The 25,602-nt window shown below is 57.2% G+C and carries 28 protein-coding genes, 1 tRNA gene and 2 pseudogenes; 14 read left to right on the top strand and 17 right to left on the bottom strand.

Going from position 1 to position 25,602, the window contains the following annotated elements; genetic code table 11:
• Positions 1-44 precede the first annotated feature (44 nt).
• A complete protein-coding gene (locus tag HBO24_RS26200; protein WP_170060621.1) occupies positions 45-575 on the bottom strand; it encodes a hypothetical protein in 531 nt (176 codons plus the stop codon).
• A 50-nt stretch (positions 576-625) separates the two neighbouring features.
• Positions 626-1,066: a PACE efflux transporter gene (locus HBO24_RS26195; RefSeq protein WP_057441996.1), complete on the bottom strand. Its 441-nt coding sequence runs from the start codon at positions 1,064-1,066 to the stop codon at positions 626-628.
• Between the two features lie 115 nt (positions 1,067-1,181).
• Here HBO24_RS26195 and HBO24_RS26190 point away from each other — a divergent pair, with 115 nt between their 5' ends.
• A complete protein-coding gene (locus tag HBO24_RS26190; RefSeq protein ID WP_169961142.1) occupies positions 1,182-2,072 on the top strand; it encodes a LysR substrate-binding domain-containing protein in 891 nt (296 codons plus the stop codon).
• A gap of 178 nt (positions 2,073-2,250) precedes the next feature.
• On the opposite strand, the gene HBO24_RS26185 is transcribed toward HBO24_RS26190, so the two are convergent.
• Together HBO24_RS26185 and HBO24_RS26180 are read right to left on the bottom strand one after the other, a co-directional pair.
• Entirely contained in the window at positions 2,251-3,336 is a 1,086-nt protein-coding gene (locus tag HBO24_RS26185; protein WP_170060620.1) for an FAD-binding oxidoreductase, read from the bottom strand.
• 128 nt (positions 3,337-3,464) lie between these two features.
• Positions 3,465-4,334 carry an AraC family transcriptional regulator gene (locus HBO24_RS26180; protein WP_057441989.1) on the bottom strand — a complete coding sequence of 290 codons (870 nt, stop codon included), beginning with the start codon at positions 4,332-4,334 and terminating at the stop codon, positions 3,465-3,467.
• A gap of 342 nt (positions 4,335-4,676) precedes the next feature.
• On the opposite strand from HBO24_RS26180, the gene HBO24_RS26175 reads away from it, so the two are divergent.
• Positions 4,677-6,257 (top strand): sensor domain-containing diguanylate cyclase, encoded by a 1,581-nt coding sequence (locus tag HBO24_RS26175; RefSeq protein WP_170060619.1) that lies wholly within the window; start codon positions 4,677-4,679, stop codon positions 6,255-6,257.
• Positions 6,258-6,344: 87 nt separating this feature from the next.
• Here the strand turns inward: HBO24_RS26175 and HBO24_RS26170 are convergent, their stop codons facing one another.
• Genes HBO24_RS26170 through HBO24_RS26160 form a run of 3 tightly spaced genes read right to left on the bottom strand, consistent with a single transcriptional unit; the run spans position 6,345 to position 8,498 of the window.
• Entirely contained in the window at positions 6,345-6,965 is a 621-nt protein-coding gene (locus HBO24_RS26170) for a LysE family translocator (RefSeq protein WP_170060618.1), read from the bottom strand.
• Between the two features lie 52 nt (positions 6,966-7,017).
• Positions 7,018-7,545, bottom strand: a complete 528-nt coding sequence (locus HBO24_RS26165; protein ID WP_169961147.1) for an AAA family ATPase — start codon at positions 7,543-7,545, stop codon at positions 7,018-7,020.
• A 35-nt stretch (positions 7,546-7,580) separates the two neighbouring features.
• Complete coding sequence (locus HBO24_RS26160) at positions 7,581-8,498, bottom strand: LysR family transcriptional regulator (RefSeq protein ID WP_170060617.1); 918 nt, start codon at positions 8,496-8,498, stop codon at positions 7,581-7,583.
• A 66-nt stretch (positions 8,499-8,564) separates the two neighbouring features.
• Between HBO24_RS26160 and HBO24_RS26155 the strand changes: the two genes are divergently transcribed.
• The 3 genes from HBO24_RS26155 to HBO24_RS26145 all read left to right on the top strand — a co-directional run bounded on the left by HBO24_RS26155 (position 8,565) and on the right by HBO24_RS26145 (position 11,275).
• Positions 8,565-9,182, top strand: coding sequence for a LysE family transporter (locus HBO24_RS26155; RefSeq protein WP_057445077.1), 618 nt, complete (start codon positions 8,565-8,567; stop codon positions 9,180-9,182).
• 165 nt (positions 9,183-9,347) lie between these two features.
• Positions 9,348-10,013, top strand: coding sequence for a TIGR02466 family protein (locus HBO24_RS26150; RefSeq protein WP_057441982.1), 666 nt, complete (start codon positions 9,348-9,350; stop codon positions 10,011-10,013).
• A 161-nt stretch (positions 10,014-10,174) separates the two neighbouring features.
• Positions 10,175-11,275, top strand: a complete 1,101-nt coding sequence (locus HBO24_RS26145; protein ID WP_057441981.1) for an alkene reductase — start codon at positions 10,175-10,177, stop codon at positions 11,273-11,275.
• 38 nt (positions 11,276-11,313) lie between these two features.
• Here the strand turns inward: HBO24_RS26145 and HBO24_RS26140 are convergent, their stop codons facing one another.
• Positions 11,314-12,198 carry a LysR family transcriptional regulator gene (locus HBO24_RS26140; protein WP_170060616.1) on the bottom strand — a complete coding sequence of 295 codons (885 nt, stop codon included), beginning with the start codon at positions 12,196-12,198 and terminating at the stop codon, positions 11,314-11,316.
• 95 nt (positions 12,199-12,293) lie between these two features.
• Positions 12,294-13,358 carry an SDR family oxidoreductase gene (locus HBO24_RS26135; protein WP_170060615.1) on the bottom strand — a complete coding sequence of 355 codons (1,065 nt, stop codon included), beginning with the start codon at positions 13,356-13,358 and terminating at the stop codon, positions 12,294-12,296.
• Between the two features lie 73 nt (positions 13,359-13,431).
• Between HBO24_RS26135 and HBO24_RS26130 the strand changes: the two genes are divergently transcribed.
• Both HBO24_RS26130 and HBO24_RS26125 read left to right on the top strand, forming a co-directional pair.
• Positions 13,432-13,827, top strand: a complete 396-nt coding sequence (locus HBO24_RS26130; RefSeq protein WP_057441976.1) for a MerR family transcriptional regulator — start codon at positions 13,432-13,434, stop codon at positions 13,825-13,827.
• Between the two features lie 201 nt (positions 13,828-14,028).
• The gene (locus HBO24_RS26125; protein ID WP_120732783.1) at positions 14,029-14,637 is read left to right on the top strand and encodes a LysE family translocator; all 609 of its coding nucleotides are present in this window, start codon (positions 14,029-14,031) and stop codon (positions 14,635-14,637) included.
• A gap of 27 nt (positions 14,638-14,664) precedes the next feature.
• Here the strand turns inward: HBO24_RS26125 and HBO24_RS29730 are convergent, their stop codons facing one another.
• Positions 14,665-15,264 carry a hypothetical protein gene (locus HBO24_RS29730; protein WP_262153221.1) on the bottom strand — a complete coding sequence of 200 codons (600 nt, stop codon included), beginning with the start codon at positions 15,262-15,264 and terminating at the stop codon, positions 14,665-14,667.
• A complete protein-coding gene (locus HBO24_RS26115) occupies positions 15,251-15,394 on the bottom strand; it encodes a hypothetical protein (protein ID WP_162947681.1) in 144 nt (47 codons plus the stop codon). The genes HBO24_RS29730 and HBO24_RS26115 overlap by 14 nt, the downstream gene beginning before the upstream one ends.
• Positions 15,395-15,565: 171 nt before the next feature.
• Between HBO24_RS26115 and HBO24_RS26110 the strand changes: the two genes are divergently transcribed.
• Together HBO24_RS26110 and HBO24_RS26105 are read left to right on the top strand one after the other, a co-directional pair.
• Positions 15,566-16,240: a response regulator transcription factor gene (locus tag HBO24_RS26110; RefSeq protein WP_057441969.1), complete on the top strand. Its 675-nt coding sequence runs from the start codon at positions 15,566-15,568 to the stop codon at positions 16,238-16,240.
• Positions 16,233-17,552: a HAMP domain-containing sensor histidine kinase gene (locus tag HBO24_RS26105; RefSeq protein WP_120732785.1), complete on the top strand. Its 1,320-nt coding sequence runs from the start codon at positions 16,233-16,235 to the stop codon at positions 17,550-17,552. The genes HBO24_RS26110 and HBO24_RS26105 overlap by 8 nt, the downstream gene beginning before the upstream one ends.
• A gap of 306 nt (positions 17,553-17,858) precedes the next feature.
• On the opposite strand, the gene HBO24_RS26100 is transcribed toward HBO24_RS26105, so the two are convergent.
• Entirely contained in the window at positions 17,859-18,374 is a 516-nt protein-coding gene (locus HBO24_RS26100) for a hypothetical protein (RefSeq protein ID WP_170060614.1), read from the bottom strand.
• Positions 18,375-18,497: 123 nt separating this feature from the next.
• Here HBO24_RS26100 and HBO24_RS29410 point away from each other — a divergent pair.
• Positions 18,498-18,596, top strand: a pseudogene (locus HBO24_RS29410) (DUF4113 domain-containing protein); the annotation flags it as partial.
• A 325-nt stretch (positions 18,597-18,921) separates the two neighbouring features.
• Here HBO24_RS29410 and HBO24_RS26095 read toward each other — a convergent pair.
• Positions 18,922-19,263, bottom strand: a complete 342-nt coding sequence (locus HBO24_RS26095) for a hypothetical protein (RefSeq protein WP_170060613.1) — start codon at positions 19,261-19,263, stop codon at positions 18,922-18,924.
• A 161-nt stretch (positions 19,264-19,424) separates the two neighbouring features.
• Here HBO24_RS26095 and HBO24_RS26090 point away from each other — a divergent pair.
• Positions 19,425-19,574, top strand: a pseudogene (locus HBO24_RS26090) (phage holin family protein); the annotation flags it as partial.
• Positions 19,575-19,746: 172 nt separating this feature from the next.
• Here HBO24_RS26090 and HBO24_RS26085 read toward each other — a convergent pair.
• Positions 19,747-20,376, bottom strand: a complete 630-nt coding sequence (locus HBO24_RS26085) for a TetR/AcrR family transcriptional regulator (protein WP_170060612.1) — start codon at positions 20,374-20,376, stop codon at positions 19,747-19,749.
• Positions 20,377-20,469: 93 nt separating this feature from the next.
• On the opposite strand from HBO24_RS26085, the gene HBO24_RS26080 reads away from it, so the two are divergent.
• On the top strand, positions 20,470-21,120 hold the full coding sequence (locus HBO24_RS26080) for an NAD(P)H-dependent oxidoreductase (protein WP_170060611.1): 651 nt from the start codon (positions 20,470-20,472) through the stop codon (positions 21,118-21,120).
• Positions 21,121-21,300: 180 nt separating this feature from the next.
• On the opposite strand, the gene HBO24_RS26075 is transcribed toward HBO24_RS26080, so the two are convergent.
• From HBO24_RS26075 to HBO24_RS26065, 3 genes are all read right to left on the bottom strand, one after another.
• Positions 21,301-21,387 (bottom strand) — tRNA-Leu (locus HBO24_RS26075).
• Between the two features lie 352 nt (positions 21,388-21,739).
• A complete protein-coding gene (locus tag HBO24_RS26070; protein ID WP_170060610.1) occupies positions 21,740-22,351 on the bottom strand; it encodes a TetR/AcrR family transcriptional regulator in 612 nt (203 codons plus the stop codon).
• A gap of 15 nt (positions 22,352-22,366) precedes the next feature.
• Entirely contained in the window at positions 22,367-23,587 is a 1,221-nt protein-coding gene (locus tag HBO24_RS26065) for a multidrug effflux MFS transporter (RefSeq protein ID WP_170045153.1), read from the bottom strand.
• Positions 23,588-23,828: 241 nt separating this feature from the next.
• Between HBO24_RS26065 and HBO24_RS26060 the strand changes: the two genes are divergently transcribed.
• Both HBO24_RS26060 and HBO24_RS26055 read left to right on the top strand, forming a co-directional pair.
• Positions 23,829-25,043 carry an EAL domain-containing response regulator gene (locus HBO24_RS26060; protein WP_115128063.1) on the top strand — a complete coding sequence of 405 codons (1,215 nt, stop codon included), beginning with the start codon at positions 23,829-23,831 and terminating at the stop codon, positions 25,041-25,043.
• Positions 25,044-25,114: 71 nt separating this feature from the next.
• A complete protein-coding gene (locus HBO24_RS26055) occupies positions 25,115-25,597 on the top strand; it encodes a VOC family protein (RefSeq protein WP_170060609.1) in 483 nt (160 codons plus the stop codon).
• The last annotated feature ends 5 nt before the right edge of the window (positions 25,598-25,602 follow it).

The raw sequence follows: 25,602 nt of genomic DNA, 5'->3' as shown, positions 1-25,602 counted from the left end.
ATCGGCCAAACGCTTACGCTCGCGAACGTTTACAACCATAGGGGTCATGCAGCAACGTAGACAAGAACCGGCTGGAGGCAAGTGAGTGGCGGTGCCGAATCGAGCATGTCGGCAGGTTCACACCATGGATAGCTGCGACCTTGAAGCCAATCCATTATTTTCCGCATATGCTGGGAAGGGCACTCCAACATGTGTTCGATAGTAATGGACAGTTGCATGGCCAGGCCGCTTTGCGGTGAAAAGACCCAATGATATTCCCCACAGCCTACACGTAACTCTCCAGTTGTTTTTGTTGACATGCCAACCAGCCATTTGCACCTATGAGCATGTGCTTCGGGCTTTGGAGGGGCACCGAAGCAGAATGTATAAACGTTCTCATATTGCAGGCTAAAGCTGCGTACCAGTACTTCAGCAATATCTTCGCGCCCCTGGACGTTGGGGGGAAATTGGATGGTGCTTGTCTGCACCAGCATGGTAAGAGTTGCGTCTGGACTGAAAGCATGCCGCAACAAGTCAGGCCGATTTCCGTCCTTGCCGAAGATGTAGTTCTCAATCGCTTTGGTGGCGTTTTTCATGCACAAATCCTAGTGCTGCTACAGGTGGGCCAATCGGGATTCCGGGCGGATTACGGGTTAACCGAAACCTGCTCCTTCGCGGACTCTGGTACATCAAACACCCTATCAAAGACCCACTGAAACGCCAGCGCGTAAAAGAAGAAGAAAACGAACAGCCCCAGATCGGTGACCAGTGCAGCCCACCAGGAAATTTCCAGCCACCATGCCACCAGAGGCACCAACAGTAGAACTAGCCCACCCTCAAAACCCAGTGAGTGGAGCAAACGTCTGCCCAACGTGCGAGCGCGCTGTGGCTGACGCGCTTCCCAGCATTCGAAAACGTAGTTGAACAGCACGTTCCAAAGCAGCGCGCACACCGACAACATCAACGACAGCGCACCCGCATGGGCCAGGCCTTCGTCGTATATCAACGAGATGCTGGGCGACAGCACCGCAACAGCGATTGATTCATAGAGGATGGCTTGCAGAATTTTTCGCGAAGGTCCTTGCATGGTGTTTTCCGAAGGGTGGGTAGATCGAATACCCGCGACGGTATCGCTCCGTACACACCAAGAAAAATGAGATAAATTGCAGGCACATCAATTCAATTCATCTAGGGAACGATGCGTGTTTTCGACTCTTGCGCTCAACGCGCTGCGGACCTTCGAGTCGGCTGCGCGACTGGGTAGCTTTAAAGCGGCAGCTGAGGAGCTCTCAGTCACCCCCACGGCCATTTCCCACCAGGTCAGGACGTTGGAAGCTCGTCTCGGAGCGATGCTGTTCAAGCGATCTGGACAAGGTGTGGTGTTGACCGAAGAAGGCGAGTTGCTGTATCGCCGTACTCATCGCGCATTGTTAGACATTCGCCGCAGCCTGGAGGCTTTTTATCCGGACACGGTTCCCCAAACCCTGACCATTTCCACTACGCCGGGCTTGGCGGCAGCCTGGTTGATTCCACGGCTGGGTGGTTTCTATCGGAGCTTTCCGCAATTCAATGTGCGGGTCGATACACGTAACGAACTAGTCGATCTGCTGCGTGATTCCAGTGTCGATCTTGCTATTCGCTCGGTCAGCCGCGATGACCCGAAGTTGTTCTGTCAGGAGCTAATGAACGAGCAGTTCTCGGTTTACGGCGCCCCAGGTCTGGTGGCCTCGCTGAACGTAAATCAGGTCGAACTGATCAACCTGCACTGGAAAATTCCGGGACCCTTTTCAATCAATTGGGAAAGCTGGTGCGCGGCCGCAGGATGCCAGGCCTGGCTTGAAACGGCGCAGATGCGTGAGTTCGACGACGAGCATTTTGCTTTGAGCGCTGCGATCGCGGGTCATGGGCTGGTGCTGGCAAGCAATGTACTGGTAGCCGACAGCCTCAGGCATGGAGAGTTAGTGGCCTATAGACCAGAAGTAAGCCTGCCTGGTCCGCGTTACGTTGCGGTGTGCGTGCCAGGGTGGGAGCGGCAGGTGCATGTGAGCGCGTTCCTGATGTGGCTGGCAGGTGCCGCTCGACAGGATGGATGACGACATTCGTTTGCTGCCCCTTGCCACAGGCAGCAATCGACCCAAAGCAGGGATTGGATAGAAATCGCGCAATGACGCGCTTTTTACTGTCGCTCCAACGCCGACCATAAACCACTGTGTCCGATGCCGGCGATCAACGTTCCATAGGGCCATGGTTCAGGGTGTCAACCAGCACGGACTAAGGTTGAATGAACCTGTCGGGGCGGCAAGGGCCGAGGGCAGGGGCCACGGTGGCGTCCATTATCTCTTCGCTGGCCAGACGGCCTATTATTGGGGCAAGGATAACGCCAGGGTGCATTGTGCAAACATATACACCGCTGACTGTGGGCAAGTAACCGACAATGGGAATGCCATCAGCGGGAAATGGTCTTAGCCCGACACATGCCAATTCCGGCTCAATGGAATCAGCCCCATGAAGTTCGTCCCGGATGGCCTGGGCTGTTCGTAGCGCAATCGCTTCTGCCTGGTTGTCCAGGGCATCACCCAGATAATCCTCTGCGGCTAGCAACGTCCCATCCTCTTCTTGTCTGACTTCCATTGCGGGGCTGGAAATTATGGTCTGCACCAGGTTGGCGGGTGCCTTGTAACGAATAAAAATGGCTGGAGATTCTTCTATAGGAAGAGAAACGTTAAGCATGTCGGTGAGTTTCTTGGTACCAATCCCCGCTGCGATTACAACGATATCGGCGTCAATTATTCCCGCTGTGGTTTCGAGTCCTGTAACTCGAGTATTCAGCATTCTAAATCCGAGAACCCGTGTATGGGTTAATACATTGGCCCCATGCGCTTTGGCGCCTGCAATCAAGGCGTGCGTTGCTCGTACCGCATCCAAGGCACCTGCTTGGGTTTCGTATAAGGCCTGTTCAGGGGGATGCTTGAGATTGGGTTCAATATCGACAATCTGGGGGCGGGACACTAAATGTTCTGCAGTTGTATTGCCTGCCCTTTGCAGCGTTTCATCCAGGTTCGTGCCGTAAGTTAGGGCACCTGTCCATCGAACGTTCAGGTCGGGTAATTCCATGTCGAGTCGACGGAACTCATTGATGACCAAGCTGCGCAATTGCGCAATAGGGTCGAACCCGCTGTGAGAAACGTTGATCCATGCAAATGAGATCCCCGTCACGCCGCACGCAATATCTCCGGCGTCTACCAACGTAACATCTGCACCTTTGCCTGCCAGGTGATAAGCCAGGGACGCGCCCACTATGCCCGCACCTATGACGACGACTCGGCTTTGCTTGCGATCCTCCACATCAACCTCCATTTTGTCGATCTGATTGCGAGAGCGTTGGGGGATATGTGAGTGAAAAGGGGCAGATTTACCTCTAAAAATACATCTGCCCCGATTTACGCTCGCTACCGCCAACTCAAGGTCGAAGGCAGCTTGTTCCCCTACTGCAGTGGAACATAAATATCTGTTTGCCATTGATCCAGCGGTGTCTGGGGGTAGGCGCTCAGGTAATTGAAGAACAGCGGCTGGTCACGAAGTTCCTCTCCACTGGTGGGAAGCCAGTCGCGGTAAATCGGATAGATCGTTTCGCCAATATGATCCGGTGAACCCGTATGGCGCACCACGACGCAGCGGCCGCCAGGAATGACGAGGGCGTGCACGCCAAACTCATTTGGCGCCACAGCCTCATGAATCTCGCCGCAGATCGCAAAGCGGAACGCTTGTGGAGGTGTCGTATCGGGGTTGTTATAGGGGATGCCAAAGGTGCGACTCGATGCCTGCGGCGACTGTCCGCTGTGCATACGCCACTCGATGAACTTGCGCACGCTCTCGCTGACGAGCCCTGCTGGCCCGCGGTGCTCAAGCGCTGCTACCTTGACCTCAGGGAAATCTACGATCCTTACTTGCATGATGATAGTCCTGGAAAAGTGAGGGATTGCGAACACCGTATTCCAGACTTGCCAGTTCGGTTCCTTGCTGAACGCACTCGGCGTCATACCGATCGCCCGCTTGAACGCCCTGCAGAATGCCTCGGGACTTTCAAAGCCGGCGTCGAGTGCGGCGTCCAGTACCGAATGATCAGCGACGGCCGCCAGGCGATGTGCCGCACGGCGTAGGCGCATCAGTTGCACATATCGTGAGACCGGCACGCCAACGAACGCGGTGAATTGTCGGTGGAAGTGAAATGCCGAAAAGTTTGCCACACCGCTTAACGTCTTCACCGACAGGTCGCCTTCGAGATTGGCATCAATGTAGGCGAGCACGGCGTTGAAGCGTTGTGTGTAAGCAAAATGGGTCGGCATGTCAGACACTGGAAAAGCTCCTGGAAGTACGGTCGCCCGTAGAGTCCGCTATACCGGAGTGAACGCGCCTAGCCGAGTTTGCTCAAGGCATGAGGCTTCTAGGTCGGTTGGCGATTGGCTCGAGGGCGACGCCTTCAATCGCCTCAACCACGGTGCTTAGTTGCTGGCAGGCCTGTTCATCAGGGCCTAGCCGTTGGTGACTGGGGCTTTTGCATGAGACACTAACCATTGACGTTGCACCATTTAAGATCCTGCAGGTGTTGTCCAATAGCTAGAAGCACTCGGACGTGCATTCTTTACCCGATGGCTGAGACTTCAGCAAATTAGACCTGCATATCCTTGGAACACCGAATGCCTTCTCAGCCGAAACCCAGACTGAACCTACGCATCGTACTGCTCACCTTTGCGCTGTTCAGTGCCGCAGTCACTCTTGCCAATACATTCTGGGTAATGTTCAAGATCCAAAAGCGAGAGCTCATTGAAAACGCGCTGGAAGGCAACCGAGCTTACGCTGCTCGTATCGCAGCAGCGGTAGAAGGGGTGTTGAGTTCTGATCTAGACCGCCTTGAATATGGCTCGGCCATCGTTTCAAAGAACTTCTCTGATCGCCAACTGTTGGCTGTCGAGGCTCGACGGCTGCTTGAGCAAGACAACAGCTTCAACTCAGTACTGATTACCAACGCCGACGGCACTATCGTCGCATCTGCGCCAGAGCGGTTGCAGCTAAACGGCCAATCTCTTCAAAGCCGCGAACCGCTCGAGCGGCGTAAGCCACTGGTCAGTAATGCATTTCACTCTATCACTGGCAATCTGGTGGTTTTCGTATCCCAGCCGGTCTTCGATGCAAATGGGCAGTACCTCGGGTTGGTGGGCGGGGCTCTCAGGTTGGAGCAGCAGAATACGCTTCAAGCGCTGATGGATTTGAACCGTCGACAAAATGGAGCATATGTCTATCTCGTAGACAGTCAGCGGCGTGTGCTCTACCACCCTGACCCTCAACAAATCGGCAGGCTCATTGACCATGATCGGATTGTTGATGCTGCACTCAGTCAGGCTAATGGCTCACTCCAGGCGGTCGACCGGGATGGGAATGAAATGCTTGCGGGTTACGCGGGCATACCCAGCAGCCGTTGGGGCATTGTCTCGCAGCAGCCAATGGCCGTTGTTCAGGAAACTTTGAGCGTTACCGCGCTGAAGGTGGCTAAAGGGATCGTGCCACTGGGCCTGCTGGGTTTGCTACTAATATGGTGGTCGGGGTCGAGAATCTCCAACCCGTTGTCCCGCTTGGCGGACAGCGCCGGACGCCTGGACGTGCCGGAAAGCTATGAGCGCATCAGCGCCATTCCTGTGGACTACCTGGAAAGCTGGCAGTTACGTCGGGCACTTTTGCTTAGCGTGAGCCTACTGCAGGAAAAAATCGGCAGACTCAACCTCCAGGCTCAAAGTGATCCACTCACCGGGCTGGCAAACCGTCGTGCAATGCAAGACGCGCTCACGGTGTGGTTGGAGTCGAAGAAGACGATTGCTGTGATTTCTGTGGACATTGATCATTTCAAACGAGTGAACGATACCTTTGGCCACGACGTAGGTGACGAGACGCTCAGATCGGTAGCAGGACTGATGAAACAGAACTCTCGGCCGAGCGATCTGCTTTGCCGTGTAGGGGGGGAGGAGTTCGTTTTGCTGCTTCCCGATAGCTCAATCGCTGCCGCTGTAGACATCGCAGAGCGTTTGCGACTCTCGATCGCATCCACCGCCTTGGAGGCTGTTGGTCACATTACTGTCTCGCTGGGGGTCGCGCTCTGGCGAGCCGGCGACTCGATGGATGATGTGTTCCAGAAGGCAGATCAATTGCTGTACCGCGCCAAGCAACAGGGGCGTAACCAGGTCGTGGCAGAGCAAGAATCCAGTGCCACCGGGCCAGCGTCCTGACACAGGCCTCGCCCGAGTGTGCGACACACAATGCGTCCGGGGCACTGGTGCAGCTGCTTCGAAAATAAAACGCTCCTGTTTTTAGGATCAGGTACGCCGCGCCATCAATAGAGCCGAGGCAGCCGCAGACAACAAACCGGCACAGCAACGATTAAAAATCTTCTTGCCGCGAGGCTGCGTAAACCAGCGGCGCATATGCAGCCCGATATAGGCATAGGCGCCAATGGCGATCCACTCCAGCACCAGAAACAGCAACCCGAGCAATAGGAACTGAGAGCCAACGTCTGCCGTGGGGTCAACGAATTGAGGTAGGAACGCGGTAAAGATCAGGATGGCTTTGGGGTTGCCGGCAGCGACGAGGAACTCCTGCCTGGCCAGCCCCCACAACCCCGCCCCAAAGTTTTCTGATTCAGCTGCTGCTTGCGGTGCGGCGTTCCACAGCTGATACGCCAGGTAGAAAAGGTACGCCGCGCCGACTATTTTGATCCCGTAGAAGATCAGTTCTGACGTTTGCAACACCACCGCCAGGCCCGCCGAAGCAAGTGCGATCATGATGGCGAATGCCAGCAAGCGCCCCACGCCTGCGATGCAGGCTGTGCGATATCCGTAGCGCGTTGCATTGCTGATGGACAGCAGGTTGTTGGGCCCTGGCGCCATATTCAGTGCAAAGCAGGCGGGCAGGAATAATGCGAGTGTTGCAACGTCCATATGCCTCTCCAGACCATTTTGCATAGATCCTACATTTGCAGCCCTGTCGATGTCATTGCTCGCTAATCACACCTTCTCCCCTGGGCAGGAATTGGTTCGTGATCATCGACACCGCTTGCGCCGGCGAAGCCAGGGCAGTGTCTATGCAAAACGGGGCGGGGGCCCACGCTTCATATTCATGATTGAGCACCGACTGCCAGGTGGGTGGCGTCAGCCCCGGAATATCCACCCTCCGTGTTTCTACCCGTCGCTGATGTTCATTTTTATCAGAGCAAATCACTTGGATATTGACTAGCCGAACACCGGCCTTTGAGGCGGTTTCGCTCCAGGCTACTCGACTTTCGCTTACCGGGTTTACACAGTCGGCGATGACGGTGCGGCCTAGCAGGAGATTGCTCAGTGCAAGCTCATTAGCGACCACGTAACCACTGCGTCCCACGTCTTGGGCAAGCGCTCCGGAGTTTCGGATTGCTTGCTCAATGGTATCGATGCGCAGGTAGACGGCGCCTGTCGTCGCGGCGAGGTCCTTGGCGAGAGTGGTTTTTCCGGTGCCGGGAAGGCCGCTGAATACTATAAGCACTGTCTGTCCTTCGCTGGGTGAATGTTGCCTGGCATTTAGGATCGCTCCTGCAACCAGTTAAGTAACGCCATTTCCATGCTGCCTGGCTTGGGGGCTGCCGGCGATAGCAGGCAGTACCGCGAGCCATCTTCAACAAACCCCAATGGCGCGGCTAATACACCGCTTTCGATATCGTCGCGCACCAGGTGCCACGGACCAATGGCTACTCCAAGGCCTGCAACCGCTGCCTGGATGCTGAAGTAAAAGTGCTCAAAGGATTGCATTTCCATGGTCGGAGTGGGCAGGCCTTTTGCGTTGGCCCACTCTTGCCAAGCCGTAGGCCGGCTAGTCGTCTGTAGGCGCGGGGCCGAGGCGAGCAGGGATTTGCCGTTTTTACCAAACCACTCAGCTACTTTGTCCGGCCGGCATACAGGGCCGACCCTCTCTGGGAATAGTGTCTCGGCATGGTAGCCGGGAGGCCGTGGGAAATCGTCCCGCCGTATGGCCAGGTCGATGCCCTGGTTGAATGAGAAGGGGCCACCGCCGGCAACCAGGTGAATGTCCAGCCCTTGATGATGTGTTTGGAAGTCGCTCCAGCGAGGGATCAACCAACGCATCAGCAGCGTTGGCTCGCAGGATAAGACAAGCCGGCGCGCTCGACGGGCGTCGCTGCGTATCCCGCGCACGGCCTGGTTCATCAACCCGAGCCCTTCACTGACGGCTTTTGCCAGGCGTCTTCCGGGCTCTGTTAAAAACACCCTTCGGCTGCGTCGCTCGAACAGGTCAACGCCCAAATCCTCTTCCAGCAGGCGCACTGCGCGGCTAATGGCGCCGGGTGTCAGGTGCAGTTCGTCAGCCGCACGGGCGAAGTTTTCCAGGCGTGCGGCGGATTCGAAGCAGCGCAATGCAAGCAGGGAGGGCATGCGCGTCTCAGAAATCAGTGAGTTGTAGTCACTATTTTCTTCAAAAATCATCGTTATTACCCAAGCAGAGGATCTGCAAATATTGCCTTACACAACCAATAATTCAAAGGCTACAACATGGGCGAATGGATAGCAGTAATCACCATCACACTCCTTGCATGCATCAGTCCAGGGCCGGACTTCGCCATGGTGTCTCGTAACGGCTTGCTCCTGTCCCGGCGGGCAGGTGTGCTCACCGCTGTGGGAATCGGCCTGGGGGTGCTGGTTCATGTGGGCTACACGCTGCTCGGATTAGGGTTGGTGCTGCAACAGACTCCTTGGTTGTTCAATGCGTTGAAGCTGGCTGGAGCGGCATATCTGGTCTACTTGGGGATCAAGATGCTGCGTTCCCGGCCTGCGACTGAACAGCTGGACGCGCCACCTGCCGCGATGTCTGACCTGGAAGCGTTGCGTACCGGGTTTCTCACGAATGCGTTGAACCCCAAGACATCGATTTTTATCGTCAGTCTGTTTATGGGGGTAGTACGACCGGACACCGCGTTGACCGTGCAAATGGCCTATGGGCTATTTATCGCGGGGGCGCATGTGCTGTGGTTCAGCCTTATTGCGCTGTGCTTTTCCGCTGGGAGGGTGCGCGAAAAACTGATGGCTGCACGACAATGGATTGACCGGGCTTTTGGCGCCTTGCTGGTGAGCTTCGGGATACTGCTGGTAATCACTCAGTATTCAGCTTGAGTGTGTCGGTGGGGGTTTATATGGACTGAGGTTGAATTCGACTTTTCGGCAACTTGATAGGGTGTGGTTAACTAATGTCCAGTAAATTTTAACAAAGGTTTACAGCTGTTATTTAGTGGGTCGGGTAAAGTTTTTTGCAACTAGCGCAACTTGGTCAGCATCGTAATGCACTCCAGTAATAACCCGCTAAACCCTGAACTGATAAACATCAGACGGCTGTTTGCAACTCCCCTGGCCAGTCTCCAGTACCCCGATGCAGAAAAACTCAACGCAGAGCTGAAAACCCTGATCACTTGTCGCATGGCGGACGATCTGGGCGGCGCGCAGCGTAGTAATGACGGCGGCTGGCAGTCGGCGAGCGACTTCCCGGAATGGGGCGGGCAGGCCTGCGATGCGTTGGTCGGCTTTGCCACCGAGTTCGCCACTCAACTGACGGCGGTGCATAGCGAGCAGTACGGCTTAACTGAGCCGAGTTTTGCATGGAAACTCAATGCCTGGGCAAACGTTAACCAGGCAGGGCACAGCAATGCGTTGCATGGCCACCCGGGGGCATTCTGGTCGGGGGTTTATTGGGTGGATGCCGGCGGGCGAGAGGAAGATCCGGCTGTTGGCGGTGACCTTGAGTTTATCGACCCCCGCGGGATGGTTGCATCGACCTACAATCCTGCGCTGCGCATGAGGGTGGAAGATTGTGTTACTGCTGGCTTTAGTACGACTTATGCCGCTACCAGTGGAACATTCATTATGTTTCCGTCGTGGCTGATGCATTCCGTAAGACGTTTTGAAGGGGCGCGTCCGCGCATTTCTATTGCCTTTAATTTTGGCGCTTGAGTTGCCGACCGTCTTTTGATCATGCGGGCTTTGCGTCTGCCTACCATCGCATTATCCGGATTAGCCGGAATATGTTTCCCGAACTGAGTCGATTATCAAGAAATCCCCTCGCAGATACGCTGTGGTCATTGGCACCACCGACTATCTACGAGGAGACACCGATGTCCACACTCTTTACCCCAGGCGTTGTTGGTCAACTGAGCACGCCCAACCGTGTCGTCATGGCGCCCATGACTCGCTCGCGCAGCACCCAGCCTGGCGATGTGCCGAACGCTATGAACGCGGTGTACTACGCGCAGCGGGCGTCGGCTGCGTTCATTGTGACTGAAGCCACGCAGATCTCGCCCCAGGGCAAGGGTTATTCATTCACCCCAGGGATTTACAGTGACGAACAGGTCGCCGGCTGGCGCCTGGTGACCGATGCGGTGCATGCCGCTGGCGGACGAATTTTCCTGCAGTTGTGGCATGTAGGGCGCATGTCGCACCCCGACTTCCACAATGGCGAATTACCGGTCGCGCCGTCTGCAATTGCGTTTGATGGCAGCATCTGGAAAGTAGATGCCGCGTCGGGTGTCGGCAGTATGGCCCCGTGCCCGACACCACGGGCACTGGAGCGCGCCGAAATCCACGCCATCGTCGACGATTATCGTAAGGCTGCGCGTAATGCCATGACGGCAGGTTTCGACGGTGTCGAAGTGCATGGGGCCAACGGCTACCTGATCGACCAGTTCCTGCGCACCACGTCGAACACGCGTACGGATGAGTACGGCGGATCGCGCGAGAACCGTCTGCGCTTTCTCAGGGAAGTCATGGATGCGGTAATTGATGAAGTGGGGGCCGATCGCACAGCGATCCGGGTTGCGCCGTTTCTTACGGCGCGTGGCATGGCTTGCCCGGACATTCTGCCGACGTTGCTGGAAGCGACCCGCTATTTGCAGGGCAAGAATATTGCCTATCTGCACCTGGTCGAAGCGGACTGGGATGATGCCCCCAAGTTTCCCGAAGACTTCCGCCAAGCCGTGCGCGAGCGCTTTCGTAATGCGATTGTGGTGGCCGGTAAGTACGACCTGGAACTTGCTGAGTGGGTCCTGGAAAAAGGCTACGCAGACTTTATCGCCTTTGGACGCAAGTTTGTGGCCAACCCGGATCTGCCACTGCGGCTGGAGAAGGGTTACCCTTTAGCCGGTCTGGAAGGCGCTGAGTTGTTTGGCGGTACCGAACGTGGTTACTCGGACTTTGCCGCCTGGGCTCAGCAGGGCTGAAAGCGGTAGGTCTCCAAAAAAATCTCCTTGGGGCGCGCTCAGGTCGCCAGCTTCAAGGAGATTTCGTCCATCAGCAGTTTGACCCGGCGCGGCATCGCGTGGCCGGAAGGGTAGACAATCTGCAAGTCCACGCCCGGCAGGGAGTAGGTCTCCAGCACCTCGACCAGTCGGCCGGCGTCCAAGTCATCACGCACATCGATGTAGGACTTGATACAGATGCCGTGGCCGGCCAGGCACCACTGGCGCACCTGATCGCCATCATTGGCAATACGCCTGCCCGACACCAGCACCTTGAACGTACGGCCAGCGGCGCGGAACTGCCATTCACGGTGGATGCTGCTGCCAAAGCGCATCAGGATGCACTGTTGCTGCGCCAGGTCCGATGGGTGTTGGGGCGTGCCGTGGGCCATGAGGTAGGCGGGGGATGCACACACGACCCTACGGCCCTCGCTGAGTTTTCTGACGCGCAGGGTGCTGTCGGACAGGGCGCCATATCGAATGGCCAAATCAATCCCTTGCCCCGCGAGATCCAGGTAGCCATCGGTCAGGTTCAGGTCGAGGCTGACGTTGGGATGCTCCTGCAGAAAATCATCGAGGATGGGCACGATGTGGTTGCGGCCCAGGTCGACGGGGGCGCTCAGGCGTATCAGCCCCGAGATTCGTTCGGTGCCCAGTTTGATCGTGCTCTCGATGTCTTCAGCTTCTGCGAGCAGGCGCCGGGCGCCCTCCATCAGCGTCCGCCCTTCGTCCGTCAGGCTGATTGAGCGGGTCGTACGGGTCAGTAGGGTCGCGCCGTAGTGCCTTTCCAAGGCCCCGAGCCGTTCCGACACAGACGTGGGCGAAAGCCCGACCTCGCGGCCTGCCGCCGACAATCCGCCTTTCTCGACAATCAACAAAAACAGCGCGAGGTTCTCGAAGAGCATTATCCGGATTTCCCTGAATATGATTGTGCTTTGGGCTGGATTCTACGCCAGCACTCAACAGTGCTCATGTCATTTGTTGGGGGGCAAAACCTCCTTCAGTTCAGAAGTCCATGCCCGACGAATCGCGCAGTTTTCTCCAGCGTTAATGCCAAATCAGCATGCTTGAGCTGATATCGGCTTTCCAGCTTGCGGCTATGAGTCATGTCGAATCGCTCGGTGCGGATGAAGTTCAGGGATTCCGGGCTAGTGCCAAAGTGCGTAGCCACGCCCGGTATTTTCAGCAGCCATCTGAGTGGGCCCAGTGGTAGGTGGCGGCGGGGAGTCTGCACTTCCAGGGTGTGGGCGATGTGTGTGACCAGTCCTTGTAGATTGGGGCTGAGCTCGTCCAGTGCCAGGGCCTGCTGATTTGCCATTGCCGGGTCGAGTGCCGCCGCGACCATCAACGCCACCAGGTAATCGACACTGACCAATGGCAGCCAGTGGCGGGTTGATCCAGGAATCGCCGTCAACTTGCCCGTCGCCAGGTTGCGAATCAGCTCTGCTACCGGCTGACCAGCCAGGATATGCCCGCTCTCGCTATGCCCGCAGACCGTTGCCGGGTGCACGATGGTGTAGTCGGCCCGTTGCGCCTGCATGTAGCGAATGACCGCAAAATGCGCCTCCAGCTTACTTGCCTCGTACCCACCCACACGCCTGTACACGGCGGGCCAATCGCTGTGTTCGGGGCATTGCTGATCAATGCCAATGCTGGTCAAGTGCGCGCTGTTTTGCAGCATGTAGCCACCCACCATCAGCAGCCGACTGTGCTGGCTTGCCGATAACCGGGCAACCTCCAGAGCACCTTTGACGTTGACCGCACGGGCTTGCTCCATAGACAGGCCCCAGGCGAACTGGGCGGCGACGTGGAATACCACGCGGGCTGAGGCAATACGCTGGCGGTCAGTCGCGCTCAGCCCCAGGTTCGGGTGATTGAGGTCGCCTTGAACGGCCTGAATGCGCGAGGGTTCTCCCCCCAGTTGGCGCACCTGCTCCCTGAGCGTTTCAAGGTTTGCGGCGTGGCGCATCAGCACCCAGGCCTCGTGCCCTGTAGCGCTCAGGTGGGCCAGCAAATGCTGCCCGATAAATCCGCTGCCGCCGGTGACAAAACATTGAGTACTCATGGCGCATTCCTTGGTTGGATAAGGTGCGCAGGCTAAACTGTGGAGCTATCTCTACAGTCAAGGAAAATTTACCGTGAAAGTCGCAGAGCTTGAGCGTAGGAGCGGCCTTGGGCGCCATACCTTGCGGTATTACGAGGCGCTGGGGCTGATCACCGTGCAGCGGGGAGCCAATAACTACCGCGTTTACAGTGAGCAGACGGCACTGGACCTGGCGTTTATTCAGATGGCGCAGAAGATGGGGTTTTCCCTGGCTGAGGTCGGCGAAATCCTCGAAGCCAAGCGGCAAAGTACGATTGACTGTGCCCAGGGCGCTGCGTTGGTGGCCGACAAAATGGCTGAGATTCAACTCAAGATCGGTCATCTCAAAACGTTGCATGGCTTTCTTGACGCCGAGCGTCTGCGGCTTGAGGCCAGTGCCATCGCGCTGGGGCAGACCGTTACCTATCGTCAGGTGCCAATGCCGGTTTAAGCGTCAGTCCTTTCGCATCTGCGGTCGAGCTTCGGCGAAGCTGCAGTTGTGCGGGTGTGCAGCCGCCATCGCAGCCTCGCCGGGCCCGACAGCTCCCACCCTTGATGAATTGTATCTCTCGATCTGCCCCTAGCTGTACGGGGCGAGGCACGGCAGAACCCTCTACTGTCAGGGCGACAATAATTCGCCGGATGACGCACCATGTTCATGTCCACCAGCTTGCTATCGGCCTTCGCGCTGTTTGCCTTCGTGTCTTCGATCACCCCTGGCCCCAATAACACCATGCTGTTGGCGTCGGGGGTGAACTTCGGTTTTCGCCGCTCGATTCCCCATGCCCTGGGGATCAGCGTGGGCTTTATGTTGTTGGTGATTTCGGTCGGCCTGGGCCTGGGGGAGGTGTTCAGGGCTTTGCCATGGGCGTACACCGCGTTGCGCTATATCGGGGCGGCGTATTTGTTGTACCTGGCGTGGAAGATAGCGACCTCCAGCGCAATGTCGGACGACATCGACGGCAAGCGCAAACCCATGACCTTTCTCGCCGCTGCGGTGTTCCAGTGGGTCAACCCCAAGGCCTGGGTCATGGCATTGGGCGCGATCACCACCTATACGCCGGCTGAGGGCTACTTCACTAACGTGCTGGTCATCGCCGTGGTGTTTGCCGCGGTCAACCTGCCGAGTGTGTGCGTGTGGGCGGGGTGTGGCACCGGCTTGCGCAATGTCCTGCGTGAGCCCCGCTGGTTGAAGCTGTTCAACGGGTCGATGGCGGGGCTGTTGGTGCTGTCGTTGTACCCGATGTTTTTTGCCGGCTAAAGAGTCCAGGCCTTTACGGGCCGGGGCTCAGACCGGTGAGATCGTGGCCAGCAGGCCAATGCCAACGGTCAGTGCCAGAAACCCTAAAAGAAAAAATGCCATCTTAGCCATGGGGCCTCCAAAAGGAAGAAGGGCGGCCGGGGAGTTCCTGCCGATGAGCCATTGTCCGGGTTGTGCACTGTTCGGTACAGATGCAGGTGTTAAAGAAAAAAGCATATCAGATGTGCCTGGCAGGCTGGCGTGCCGGGGTTTCGGCTGGGGCCTGGAGGTGCTGATCAGAGTGTTGGAGGTTATTCTGCGCAGGCTTTCAACGGCAGGCAGGATGTATTTGAGCCATTGCTCGCGGGGTGTGCCTGGTACGTCCTGCGGTTGATCAGTGCTCGTCGATTCAAGGTCATCGGCGGGGTAGCAGTCATCACTGCTGCGCCTGCCGTCGGGGTACACAATAAACCCCCCGCGCCCGTTGCCACATTGGTGCAGATACACCGGCGACAGTTCTCGCTGCTTATCAATGCGCGCATTCAAATGAACGATGTAGCTACCCATCGCAATCGACACACCCACAATCAGCCCCAGGCATATCAGCACCTGCCAGCTGTAACTGGCGCCTGCGTTATCGGAACGCACTGGCGACACAGCACGCAGCTGCCTGCTCGAGATGCTCGCCCACCAGAAACCGGCTGCCGCCTCCCAGGTTGACCAATTGCCCGCGAGACGGCAGGACGCTGGCCATCAGGCCGAATAGAATCAAAGCCAACAGGACTCTTTTAACCATCGAGTAAAGGTTCATGACGGTGATGAGCTCAGGATAGGAAGAGCCCCAGCTTAGAGAGTGCCGGGTTAACGCGAGGTAAACATCCACGGGAAATCGCCCGACTTCCGTTATCCTTCAACCCTCTGCGCAACACCTGTCCGAGGGGACTTTTCCGTGCATATTCACCTGCTGCTGGTCGAGGACAACCTTGACCTGGCCACGACCATCATCGAGTACCTGGAAATCAGCGGCATGGTCTGCGACCACGTCACTAACGGCCAGGCCGGCCTTAACCTGGCACTCGACCAGCATTACGACGTGATTCTCCTGGACATCATGTTGCCGCGCCTGGACGGCCAGCAAGTGTGCGAACGGCTACGCCAGCAAGGCAGCCAGACGCCGATCCTGATGCTCACTTCACTGGACGCGCTCCCTGACAAACTCGCCAGCTTTGCGGCGGGGGCCGACGACTATCTGGTCAAACCCTTCGAGCTGGCCGAACTGGTCGCCAGGATTCGCGCCCTGAGCGTGCGCCGCAGTGGCCAGACCAGCCGCCTGCAGGTGGACGACCTGGTCATGGAGCTGACCACCCGCAAAGTCAGCCGCGCCGGGCAGGAGCTGCATTTGTCACCCATTTGCTGGACCCTGCTGGAGTACCTGATGCGCGCCAGCCCTGAACTCGTGCCCCGGGAGCGCCTGGAAACCACGATCTGGGGCGATGAACCACCGGACAGCAACACGCTTAAAGTCCACATGCACCGGCTGCGCAAGGCGGTAGACAAACCCTTTGACCGGCCGCTGATCCACACCCTGCCTGGGGTCGGTGTTCAGGTGAAGCCCCATGCGTAACCGCCTGAGTCTGAAGTGGGTGATCAGTGGCAGCTTTCTGTTCCTGATTGCTGTGGTGTTACTGATCTACAGCCAACTGCTGCCGGTATACACCGTGCGTGGCCTGCTCTACACCGCCAGCGCGATGATGGAAGAAGAGGCTCAGTATTTCGTCAGGCATTACAAGAAGGATCCGACCACGCCACCGCCGCGCAACTACTTCTTCGAGGCCGTCATCGGCAAGGAAGCCTTGCCGGCGAGCGTACGCCAGTTGCTCGAGGCCCCGCCGAGCATGTCCTTCGGTGCCGTTCAGGTCTTCGGTGATACAGACTCCGATGATGACGATGCTGAGATCCGGGCAGTCCTCACCCAGCCCCTGGGTGACGGCAAGACCCTTTATATGTATGACATTGACCATGATCACGAAGAGGGCGGTGAGGTCGAGACGCCGTTGTCCGATGCCTACTTTGATCAGGTACTGCAGGGCGTCGTGTTCGTCAGCCTGGCGGTGTTCGTGCCGGCGCTGATCATCATCGCCCTGTTGGTCTGGTGGCTGGTGCGGCCGCTCGGACGCCTGGCCCAATGGTCCAGTACCCTGAACAACCCGGATGCCCGGGCCGGCGAGCGCCCGGATTTCAGCTTCAAGGAGTTCAATACCCTGGCCGATGCGCTGGCCCAGAGTGTTGAGCAAGTACAAGCCGCCAGCCAGCGTGAAGGCCGCCTGTTGCGCTACACCAGCCATGAACTGCGAACCCCATTGGCGGTGCTCAAGGCCAATATAGAACTGTTGACCCTGCAGGCCGGCGGTGTCTTGCCATCTTCCCTGCAGCGCATTGAGCGCTCGGTGTTGAACATGCAACTTATCGCCGAGACCTTGCTGTGGATGAGCCGCGAACGCCCCGAACCATTGCCTGAGGAAGATATAGACCTGAGCGCGTTGGTCGGCGAGCTGATTGACAAACATCGCTACCTGATCGGCAATCGGGATATCGAGCTGCTTGTCGACATCCACAGCGAACCCTGCCGACTCCCCCCCACCGCGTGCCGCATCGTGATCGGTAACTTCCTGCGCAACGCCCTGCAGTACGCGGAAGAGGGTCAGGTAGAAATCAGCTTCAACTACCCGCGCCTGGTAATTGCCAACCACATCAGGGAGGCCAAGCCGAGGGAGGAATCCAGCGATTATGGCTACGGCCTGGGGCTGCAGTTGATGCGTCAGTTATGTGCAAAATTGGGCTGGCAGATTGATGTAATTCTGGAGCAGCAGCGTTTTACCGTCGCTCTGGAGTTCACCAGCTTGCAGGGTGTTGGGGCTCCGGGAGGAGGAGGGTGAACAGTACTGGGTCGACAGGTGGCGTTTTGCGCAAACTGATTGTTGTACCCATGCTCGGTTTTTCGTGCAGTTTTCCTGTCATTGCGGGTGATGGCAGGCCGGTCAAAGTCTCGGCCTTTGGAGCTGCGTTTCATCTGCAACCTGAACCTGCAGAGCAAGGCTGATGCCTGGTCGCTGCTGCGTGACATCTCGGCGATCTACCGGGGCATGACTGACTGGGCCCAGGGTCAGGTGTTCACCCTGTCGGATAGGGGAGGGGATAGTTTACAGCTCCCTAAAATATGAACCCTCTGCCTAAGAACGCCATTAAATTTTTGTGCCTATTATGACTATGCCGTTATGAGTACTGGTTTTGTAAACGCTTACCTGTCCAGTATTGTCGATAACGTTTGATCGGCATATTTTGATTTCCTTATTTAGTTCTGGCTCGAAGAATTCAATCCCACTACAGCTTCTTCTGCCGCCTGAGGTTTTTTTATAGGCAGTCGTGTAGCTGCTTTGAGTCCCAGTGGAAAGGTAGATTGAAAGTGAAAATGGAATGACTAATATAAGCATGCATACTATAAGTGCGGCTATTGGAGTGCAGATAATGATTTTTATATTTTTGAGAGTGTTGCCTGGTGTGATGTTTGCTTTAAAGAATAACATGCCCAGCGAAGTTATGATTGCAAGTACTGATGAGGCGATAAGGTAGCTTTGTTGTAGATCTGGCTTGAAGAAGGTTCTGGAGTAAATATGGCTATGCCATGTAACAAGCAAGGAGGCAGAGAGCAGCGTTCCAAAAATCAAAGGCACCAAATAACGATACGAGTTCTTGTTCAAATTTGCTCCTTTGTCTTTATCTTGAGGTCGCCGATTATAGGCGATATCAACGCCTACGACCAAGGATTTATCGCGCTGCGGGCGTGCCCGGCGTATGTCAGGGCTTCAGAGCCGGCCCTTTGTTCGGTGCCGGCGAATCCTGACGGAGCGATGCGGCGGGAGCTTATGAGTCAGAGCTATACGACAAGACTTGATCAGCTTTGGTCGGTGTCTTGTAGGTAGTTGAAGGTACCCGACGATCAGTAATTGCCTGCCAGTCAGTAACTGTTACCTATGTGCGTGAACTGATTTGTAACCCATGTGGGTGAGTCATACCGACTGGGAGCCTTTTGTGCAGCTCTGCTTCGATGCCTGCTATGACATTGACGCCAAGGCATTAAGCCCAATTGGTGGGATAACTTACAAGATGAATGAGGCCGCTTGAATTCCCGCACGGCTGAGAACATTATTTCCCCATAGTTAATATTTTGCCTACGGCGAGTTTGATAGAGGCCCGACCACATAGTCGGGTTTTTTATTTGCGAAATTATTTTGCGAAGCAAATTAATCAGGGATGACTATTTTTGCATTGATCCGAAGCCATGATTTTTTTTGCTCGATCAATCTGAGCAGGCATTGGGAACTCCGGATTTCCTGTTATTTCTATTCGTGCTTTTTCTGCGAGATCTTTAATTTCTTCGTAGTTCATATCTAGGCCATGGTCCTTCTGATATTGAGCAACCGCCTGCCCGGTTTTGATCCCCACTTCACCAGGGGCGCCGCCGGCCACAGTCTCTGTTGCCATAACGCAACGGACGACCTGATAAATCTGATCTTTCTTCGTGTCACACGCTGTTAAGAGAAGACAGCTCATAGCGATCAGTATTGGGTAGTGTTTTCTAAATTGCATATTTCGCCTCTCGTTTTGCAGCTCATTAGATCGTGTACCAGGTTCTCCTGGGGGACATATCCGTTTAACGCAGCCGATCGTAACACGTGGCCATATGCTCTTCTCCGAGCCTGAACTTTATCAGCGACTTACCTTTAATCAGCGCAGCTACGACGCCCAACATGCCAGACAAACCAGACACCTGGCTCATCGTGCTTGCATGGCTGAGTCAGCATTCGCCAACGCTTTATGCTGCCGGGCTATCTGCCTTGATGGCTGGTATCAGGATCATCTATGGCGGCGGTAATCGAGGCCGCCGCTCTTTGGAAGGGCATTCTGCACCATGGTGACTAGGAGTTATGTTGAGTGTTCGCTTCTGGCCGGTTCCGGTCTTTCGCGACCGGCTACAATCGACCCTTTTCGGACGTCCGGTGCAACGTCGGATAGATTCGTGTTTGGCCCTCCGATTCACTAAACGATCAGCTCACCGCTCTCGTCGACACTTTACGTGCCACCGCGCGCGCTTCTGTCGACCATTGCGATGATCGTTTCGAAGAGTTCGTCCTGCGCCTGCTCGGGTGTGATTTCTCCGGTTGCGGCGGCGTGGGATAGGGCCTCGGCCGCACCGAGCATCGCCCGAAGACTCGCGGGCGCGATAGAACCCTCTCTGGTAAATGGGGAGAGGGCCAACCGGCATTTGTTCATGAAGATAGCTTCGTATTCGCGCTTGATCTTTTCGAGCTCTGGTGAGCTGGCCAACGCCGCGATCACGCCGGGTATCTCGTTGCCCTGGAGAAGCACACAGTCGACGTAAGACGATGCGATGACCGTCGCAGTTTCCAGCAAGGTGGGTTTGCTCGTCTGAAGCGCGGCGTCCATGAGTGCGGTCTGGCGAGCATCGAACTCCTGATAGAGCGCCGCCAGCAACCCGGGCCGCGTGCTGAAATGATCGTAAACCACGGGTTTTGTCACGCCAGCTTGTTCGGCGAGCCGTCCAAGCGTCAAAGCTTCCGTGCCTTCCTCCCGGACTAGCCGCCAGGCGACGTCCAGCAACTGTCGTTGCCTTTCTTCCCTTGACATGCGCCGACGCGGCTGCGGTCTGGAACCCTGCTCTCTTGTCTCGATGCTTGACATGGCTATATACCAAAAGTAACTTACTGTGCATAACTTACCAATAGTATATAGGGTTCGCCCTTTCGCCCTCAATCACTAGCAGGAGTTTTCGACATGCACGCGCTTATCGTTGTTGCTCATCACGATCCCCAGTCCCTCACCCATAGCCTCGCTTCGCAAATCGCCGAAGGCGTATCCCTGGCAGATCCCGGCAACTCCTTCGAAATCGCGGACCTCTCGGCGCAAGCGTTCGATCCGAGGTTCACTACGGCTGATCTCGCTGTCCATCACAGGGAGGAACCGCCTCCCGCTGATGTTGCCGCCGAGCAGGCGCGGATCGATCGCGCCGATGCCCTTGTGCTGGTCTATCCCATCTACTGGTGGTCGATGCCAGCGCTTCTCAAGGGATGGATCGATCGCGTGTTCGCCAATGGCTGGGCGTTTGATTACAGTTCGGATGCCAAGCTGGTGAAGAAGCTTCGTCACCTGCGCGTTCATCTTGTCGGTGTCGGCGGTGCCGATGGGGGAACCTATGAGCGGCACGGTTATGCCGACGCCATGAAGACGCAGATTGACCATGGGATCTTCGACTATTGCGGCGCATGCGTAGTGACGTCCGAACTCCTACTCGAGTCAGAAATGCAGGATCCGAAGGTTCATATGGACACTGCACGAGCTCTCGGTCGCGAACTTTTCACTGTATCTAAGCGATGCAGTAATAACGGAACCAGTCATAACGGGACAGATTTATTTTCCATGACCTGAACTCCCGCTTCTGGCCGAGCGCGGCCATACGACAAGCACCACGAATCGTGGGCAATTTGGTAGTTTGTGTTCGGTCGGCAGGACGCCGAGGGAGGGATAATTGCGGAGCAGAGTCTAAAATTGCGGAGCAGAAAAGATAAAGGCCTGCATGAAGTTCATCATGCAAGCCCTTGATATCTATGGTGCCCGAACCCGGAATCGAACCGGGACGCCCTTACGAGCGGGGGATTTTAAGTCCCATGCGTCTACCAGTTTCGCCATTCGGGCGGCAGCGCGATGAAGCTGCTCAAGGGGGCGTTGTCGAACAAAGCGCTTGAGCGGTGCAGCAGGCTAGGGAATATATAGATCCAGGCACCTTGGCGCAAGTTTGCATGCGCTCTTTTTCTGCTGGAATGCGTGCGCCAGCTTTGAAAAAAAGCCCGCCATATCAGTGATCTACATTTTCCTGGGCGGGCATGCGACTCGGCGGCACGTCACCACGGCAGGCACTCCACCGGCCTTGTAGCCGCTGTTTAACACATGGCATTGCGATCACCTATGTTCGATTCGGGAAGTGGCCTGGGCGTCATTCCGATGAGAACCAAAACGGAACTTGAATCTGCCGAGGCCGTTCAGGTATTTACCCCCGTAACCGAAGAATAATCTCATCGTAACCCACCGCCCGCGACAACCGTTGCAGCGCCTCCAGGCGGCGTGCGTAGGCCGGCGCATCACCGTAGGTCAGTTCTACATGCAGGCTGTCGATCATCACCAGGTAAGCCTCTGCCAACACTTGCATGGCCTGTTCGTCTACGTCCGGATAGGCCTTAAGCAGCGCCTGTTGGAAATGGCCGCGGATCGTCGCCATGTAGTCATTGAACCCGGACATGACCACGTCCCTCAGCGGCGTCGGCGGGTAGAACGCGGCCCGTAACAAGAACCGCAGGGATTGATTGGCGCTGTGGCGGCGTTGCAGGTTGTTGATATAGACCTCGCCGGGGGCCTTGATCGACCGCGAGTTCCTGGCAAATTGGCTTTGCACGTAGTCGAGTTCGGCCTGTAGGGCGAGTTCGAGTGCGACCACGTAGAGCGCGTCCTTGCTCGCAAAGTGCGCGTATAGCGAAGCCTTCTTGATGCCTGCGCGAACGGCGATGTCATTCAGTGAGGCGGCGTCGTAACCATGCTCGGCAAATTGCTCCAGCGCCAGTTGCGCGATGCGTTCGGCGGCCGAGGTCAGGATGGTGGATGTCATGGTGGTGCTCCTTGATCAGTGCCCGGTCAGGTCATAGGTTTGCCCTGCCCCCCGGGGGAGGCTGATGGTGGTCAGCAGGCAAGTCAGCAACGCGCTGGCCAGCAGCAACGCGGCCCAAGCTACTGGTCCATAGGTCAGCGCCAAGGCTGAGAGCGGCGTCGCACTGGCGGAGATCGACAGTTGAAATGCCCCCAACAGTGCGGCGGTGGAGCCCAGCGCGCGTTTTTGCGAGGACATTACCAGCGACATCAGTGTGGACTCCGCGATACCCAGGCCAAACAGGGCAACGGCCATGCCCGCCACTATACCGGGCAGGCCCAGGAGGGTAACGCTGGAAACCAGGGCGATTGCCGAGCCACCCGCCATGCACGACACGCCAATCAAGGAAAGACGGCTCAAGCCAAGGCGGCTGACCAGTTTCCCGGCGCTCATGGCCCCGATCAGGATGGCCACGCCCGTGACGCCGAACAGCATGCCAAACGCTTGCGGGCTCAGGCCATAGGTTTGCTGATACACCAGGGTTGCACCGCCGATGTAGGCAAACAGAAAGAAGAACACCGCGGCCACGGCGAGGGTCGGGCGCAGGAAGTGCGGGTCCCTGGCGATGGTCAGGTAAGTCCGGCACGCCGCGCCCAGGCGCAGCGGTTCCCGTTGGCTGGGGGCCAGGGTTTCCGGCAGCGACAGCCAACTATTGCCGAGCACGGCCAGGCCAAAACCGGCGAGGACCAGCATCACCGCGCGCCATCCGTAATGGGTGTCGATAATCCCACCCAGTGCCGGGGCGAAGATGGGCGCAACCCCTTCGATGGTCATCAGCAACGCAAAGAGCTTGGTTGCGGCCACGCCTTCGCTGACATCCCGAACCATGCTCATGATCACCACCAGCGTCAGGGCGCTGCCAAGCCCCTGGACGAAGCGCAGAGCGATCAATGTCTCAAGGGTCGGTGCCCACGCCGCGCCTAATGAGCACAGGGTAAACAACAGCAGGCCGGCCAGCAGGGGGCGGCGTCGGCCATAGGCATCGACGATGGGCCCGAAGATCAACTGGCCTGCACCCATGGCCAGGAGGAAGAACGTCAAGGTCAACTGCACGCTGGCGAAGCTGCTCTGATACTCGCGGGCAATCTGCGGGAGGCTCGATAAGTACATATCGACAGCCGACGGGCCGAGGGCGCCGATCAGTCCCAGACCAATAGCCAGCCTCAGGGGAACCCTGTGGGTGGGTTGGGCATTCATAAAAACTCCACAATAATGACTGCCTACCGGTCGGTAGGTTTGGAGAATGATAACCACCGCTCTCTGAACCGTCAACGCGGGGTTGCCAAGCCAGCTCCCGCCGTTGAGCTGCGGCGTTATGGCCGTTTGGCGTCAGCGACCAAACCAGGAAATTTTCGTTTTCCATTTAAGACTTTTCCTAAATACGCCGGTAGGAAGCGAGACGAGAATGGCCGTACTTTCATGTCATCTGTGATTTGTCATGTCCTTTCTACCAATTCGTGTTCTGGTCGTTGAAGAGCACCCCTTCAAGCAGCTCGTTGCCACTCAGGTCTTCAAGGACTCGGGGTGTGAGTGGGTGATGGGCGTGGCCGACGTGGCCGCGGCCCTGGAGCTGCTCGACCGCACAGGGCCGGTGGATATCGTGCTGTGCACCCTTAAGGAGGAAGGACTGCAAGGGCTGACGACCCTCGAAGCACTCAGCCGCACCCGGTGGGTCAGGTCCATGATCATTTGCAGTAGCCATGCCCAGGATCTGCATGACGCCATCGAACGGATGCTCGGCCTGCTGGGGGTGAGTTTCCTGGGATATGTCGATGCTCCGGTGCGAGCGGCGGCGATTGCGGCGCTGTTGACCCGATACCTGGAAACCACGGTCGCTAACGGGCATCCCGTCTCTCGGCAGGCGCGCCATACCCGCGCGAGCAAAGCACGTTTGGAGCACGCCATTGCACGGGATGAGCTCAAGTCTTTCTTCCAGCCCAAGTTCAATCTGATGACCGGTAAAAGCGACAGTCTTGAAGTGCTGGCGCGCTGGGAACACCCTCAGTTTGGCGTGTTACCCCCGGCTGATTTCCTCGCCCAGGCAGGGCGTTTCGGTTTGATGGATGAACTGTTTTTCAGCCTGCTGGAACAGGCGTTGGCGTTCCTGCAGACAGCTCAGGAGCAGGGGCATGTGCTCTCTCTGGCGTTTAATCTGGAGGCCGGGCAACTGGCTTGTAAGTCCTTGCTCCCGCGTCTGTGCGCAGCGCTGGAGCGTTACGCCATCCCGCCTTCGCGCCTGACCTTCGAGATCACTGAAAGCGGATTACTGGAGGTCTCGCCCGGGGTGCTGCAAACCTTGATTCGCTTGCGGATGATGGGCGCCGGCCTTTCCATTGATGATTTTGGTATCGGCTATTCGTCGTTGGAGCGTCTGTGCCAACTGCCTTTTACCGAAATCAAACTCGATGCCCGTTTCGCCCGCGACCTTGAAACCAGCAGCCGTAACCGTGCAGTGATCAGCAGCACCCTGGCATTGGCTCAAGCGCTGGATATGGCGGTGGTGGTCGAGGGCGTCGAGCACGAAAGCCAGCGCCAGGGCTTGCTCAAGCTCGGTTGCGAGCTGGGCCAGGGCTACCTCTGCGCGCGGCCCATGAGTGCCACGCGTGCGCTGGCCTGGCTGGGCATGAAGTCGGTGTCGTGCGGTACGCTCTGATTGCTCGTCACTGGGCCCGCTCCGGGCGTGGCTAGACTGTAGCGGTCAATGGCCTTTTTGGGAGTATCCAGATGACCCACAAAAACACCATCTGCCTCTGGTTCGACGGCGCCGCCCTGGACGCTGCCAGGTTCTATGCCGCGACATTCCCAGACAGCAGCGTAGAGGCCGTACATACAGCCCCGGGTGACTATCCGGCGGGTAAGCAGGGCGATGTCCTGACCGTGGAATTCACCGTCATGGGGATCCCGTGCCTGGGCCTCAATGGCGGGCCGGGTATCCAGCACAACCAGGCATTTTCATTCCAGGTCGCCACTGACGACCAAGCCGAGACGGATCGCCTGTGGCAGGCGATCCGTCTCGGCAATGGTGGCGAGGAGGTTGCGTGCGGTTGGTGCCGGGACAAGTGGGGGCTTTCCTGGCAAATCACCCCGCGGGTGCTCACGGCGGCGATCACCGACCCCGATCCGGCCGCAGCCAAGCGTGCGTTTGAGGCGATGATGGGCATGGTGAAAATCGACATTGCGGCCATCGAGGCGACGCTCAAGGGGTAACGAAA

The sequence above is a fragment of the Pseudomonas sp. WS 5410 genome (assembly GCF_012985645.1).
Classification (GTDB): Bacteria; Pseudomonadota; Gammaproteobacteria; order Pseudomonadales; family Pseudomonadaceae; genus Aquipseudomonas; species Aquipseudomonas shahriarae.
Note: the sequence above shows the minus strand (reverse complement) of the source record. Positions and strands in the feature narration are given on the sequence as shown.

What these genes read in the sequence shown, in the direction of transcription:
- HBO24_RS26200 (WP_170060621.1), bottom strand. Translation starts at nt 575, where the DNA reads ATGAAAAACGCCACCAAAGCGATTGAGAACTACATCTTCGGCAAGGAC.
- HBO24_RS26195 (WP_057441996.1), bottom strand. Translation starts at nt 1,066, where the DNA reads ATGCAAGGACCTTCGCGAAAAATTCTGCAAGCCATCCTCTATGAATCA.
- HBO24_RS26185 (WP_170060620.1), bottom strand. Translation starts at nt 3,336, where the DNA reads ATGGAGGTTGATGTGGAGGATCGCAAGCAAAGCCGAGTCGTCGTCATA.
- HBO24_RS26175 (WP_170060619.1), top strand. Translation starts at nt 4,677, where the DNA reads ATGCCTTCTCAGCCGAAACCCAGACTGAACCTACGCATCGTACTGCTC.
- HBO24_RS26170 (WP_170060618.1), bottom strand. Translation starts at nt 6,965, where the DNA reads ATGGACGTTGCAACACTCGCATTATTCCTGCCCGCCTGCTTTGCACTG.
- HBO24_RS26160 (WP_170060617.1), bottom strand. Translation starts at nt 8,498, where the DNA reads ATGATTTTTGAAGAAAATAGTGACTACAACTCACTGATTTCTGAGACG.
- HBO24_RS26155 (WP_057445077.1), top strand. Translation starts at nt 8,565, where the DNA reads ATGGGCGAATGGATAGCAGTAATCACCATCACACTCCTTGCATGCATC.
- HBO24_RS26150 (WP_057441982.1), top strand. Translation starts at nt 9,348, where the DNA reads ATGCACTCCAGTAATAACCCGCTAAACCCTGAACTGATAAACATCAGA.
- HBO24_RS26145 (WP_057441981.1), top strand. Translation starts at nt 10,175, where the DNA reads ATGTCCACACTCTTTACCCCAGGCGTTGTTGGTCAACTGAGCACGCCC.
- HBO24_RS26140 (WP_170060616.1), bottom strand. Translation starts at nt 12,198, where the DNA reads ATGCTCTTCGAGAACCTCGCGCTGTTTTTGTTGATTGTCGAGAAAGGC.
- HBO24_RS26135 (WP_170060615.1), bottom strand. Translation starts at nt 13,358, where the DNA reads ATGAGTACTCAATGTTTTGTCACCGGCGGCAGCGGATTTATCGGGCAG.
- HBO24_RS26125 (WP_120732783.1), top strand. Translation starts at nt 14,029, where the DNA reads ATGTTCATGTCCACCAGCTTGCTATCGGCCTTCGCGCTGTTTGCCTTC.
- HBO24_RS26105 (WP_120732785.1), top strand. Translation starts at nt 16,233, where the DNA reads ATGCGTAACCGCCTGAGTCTGAAGTGGGTGATCAGTGGCAGCTTTCTG.
- HBO24_RS26095 (WP_170060613.1), bottom strand. Translation starts at nt 19,263, where the DNA reads ATGCAATTTAGAAAACACTACCCAATACTGATCGCTATGAGCTGTCTT.
- HBO24_RS26085 (WP_170060612.1), bottom strand. Translation starts at nt 20,376, where the DNA reads ATGTCAAGCATCGAGACAAGAGAGCAGGGTTCCAGACCGCAGCCGCGT.
- HBO24_RS26080 (WP_170060611.1), top strand. Translation starts at nt 20,470, where the DNA reads ATGCACGCGCTTATCGTTGTTGCTCATCACGATCCCCAGTCCCTCACC.
- HBO24_RS26070 (WP_170060610.1), bottom strand. Translation starts at nt 22,351, where the DNA reads ATGACATCCACCATCCTGACCTCGGCCGCCGAACGCATCGCGCAACTG.
- HBO24_RS26065 (WP_170045153.1), bottom strand. Translation starts at nt 23,587, where the DNA reads ATGAATGCCCAACCCACCCACAGGGTTCCCCTGAGGCTGGCTATTGGT.
- HBO24_RS26060 (WP_115128063.1), top strand. Translation starts at nt 23,829, where the DNA reads ATGTCCTTTCTACCAATTCGTGTTCTGGTCGTTGAAGAGCACCCCTTC.
- HBO24_RS26055 (WP_170060609.1), top strand. Translation starts at nt 25,115, where the DNA reads ATGACCCACAAAAACACCATCTGCCTCTGGTTCGACGGCGCCGCCCTG.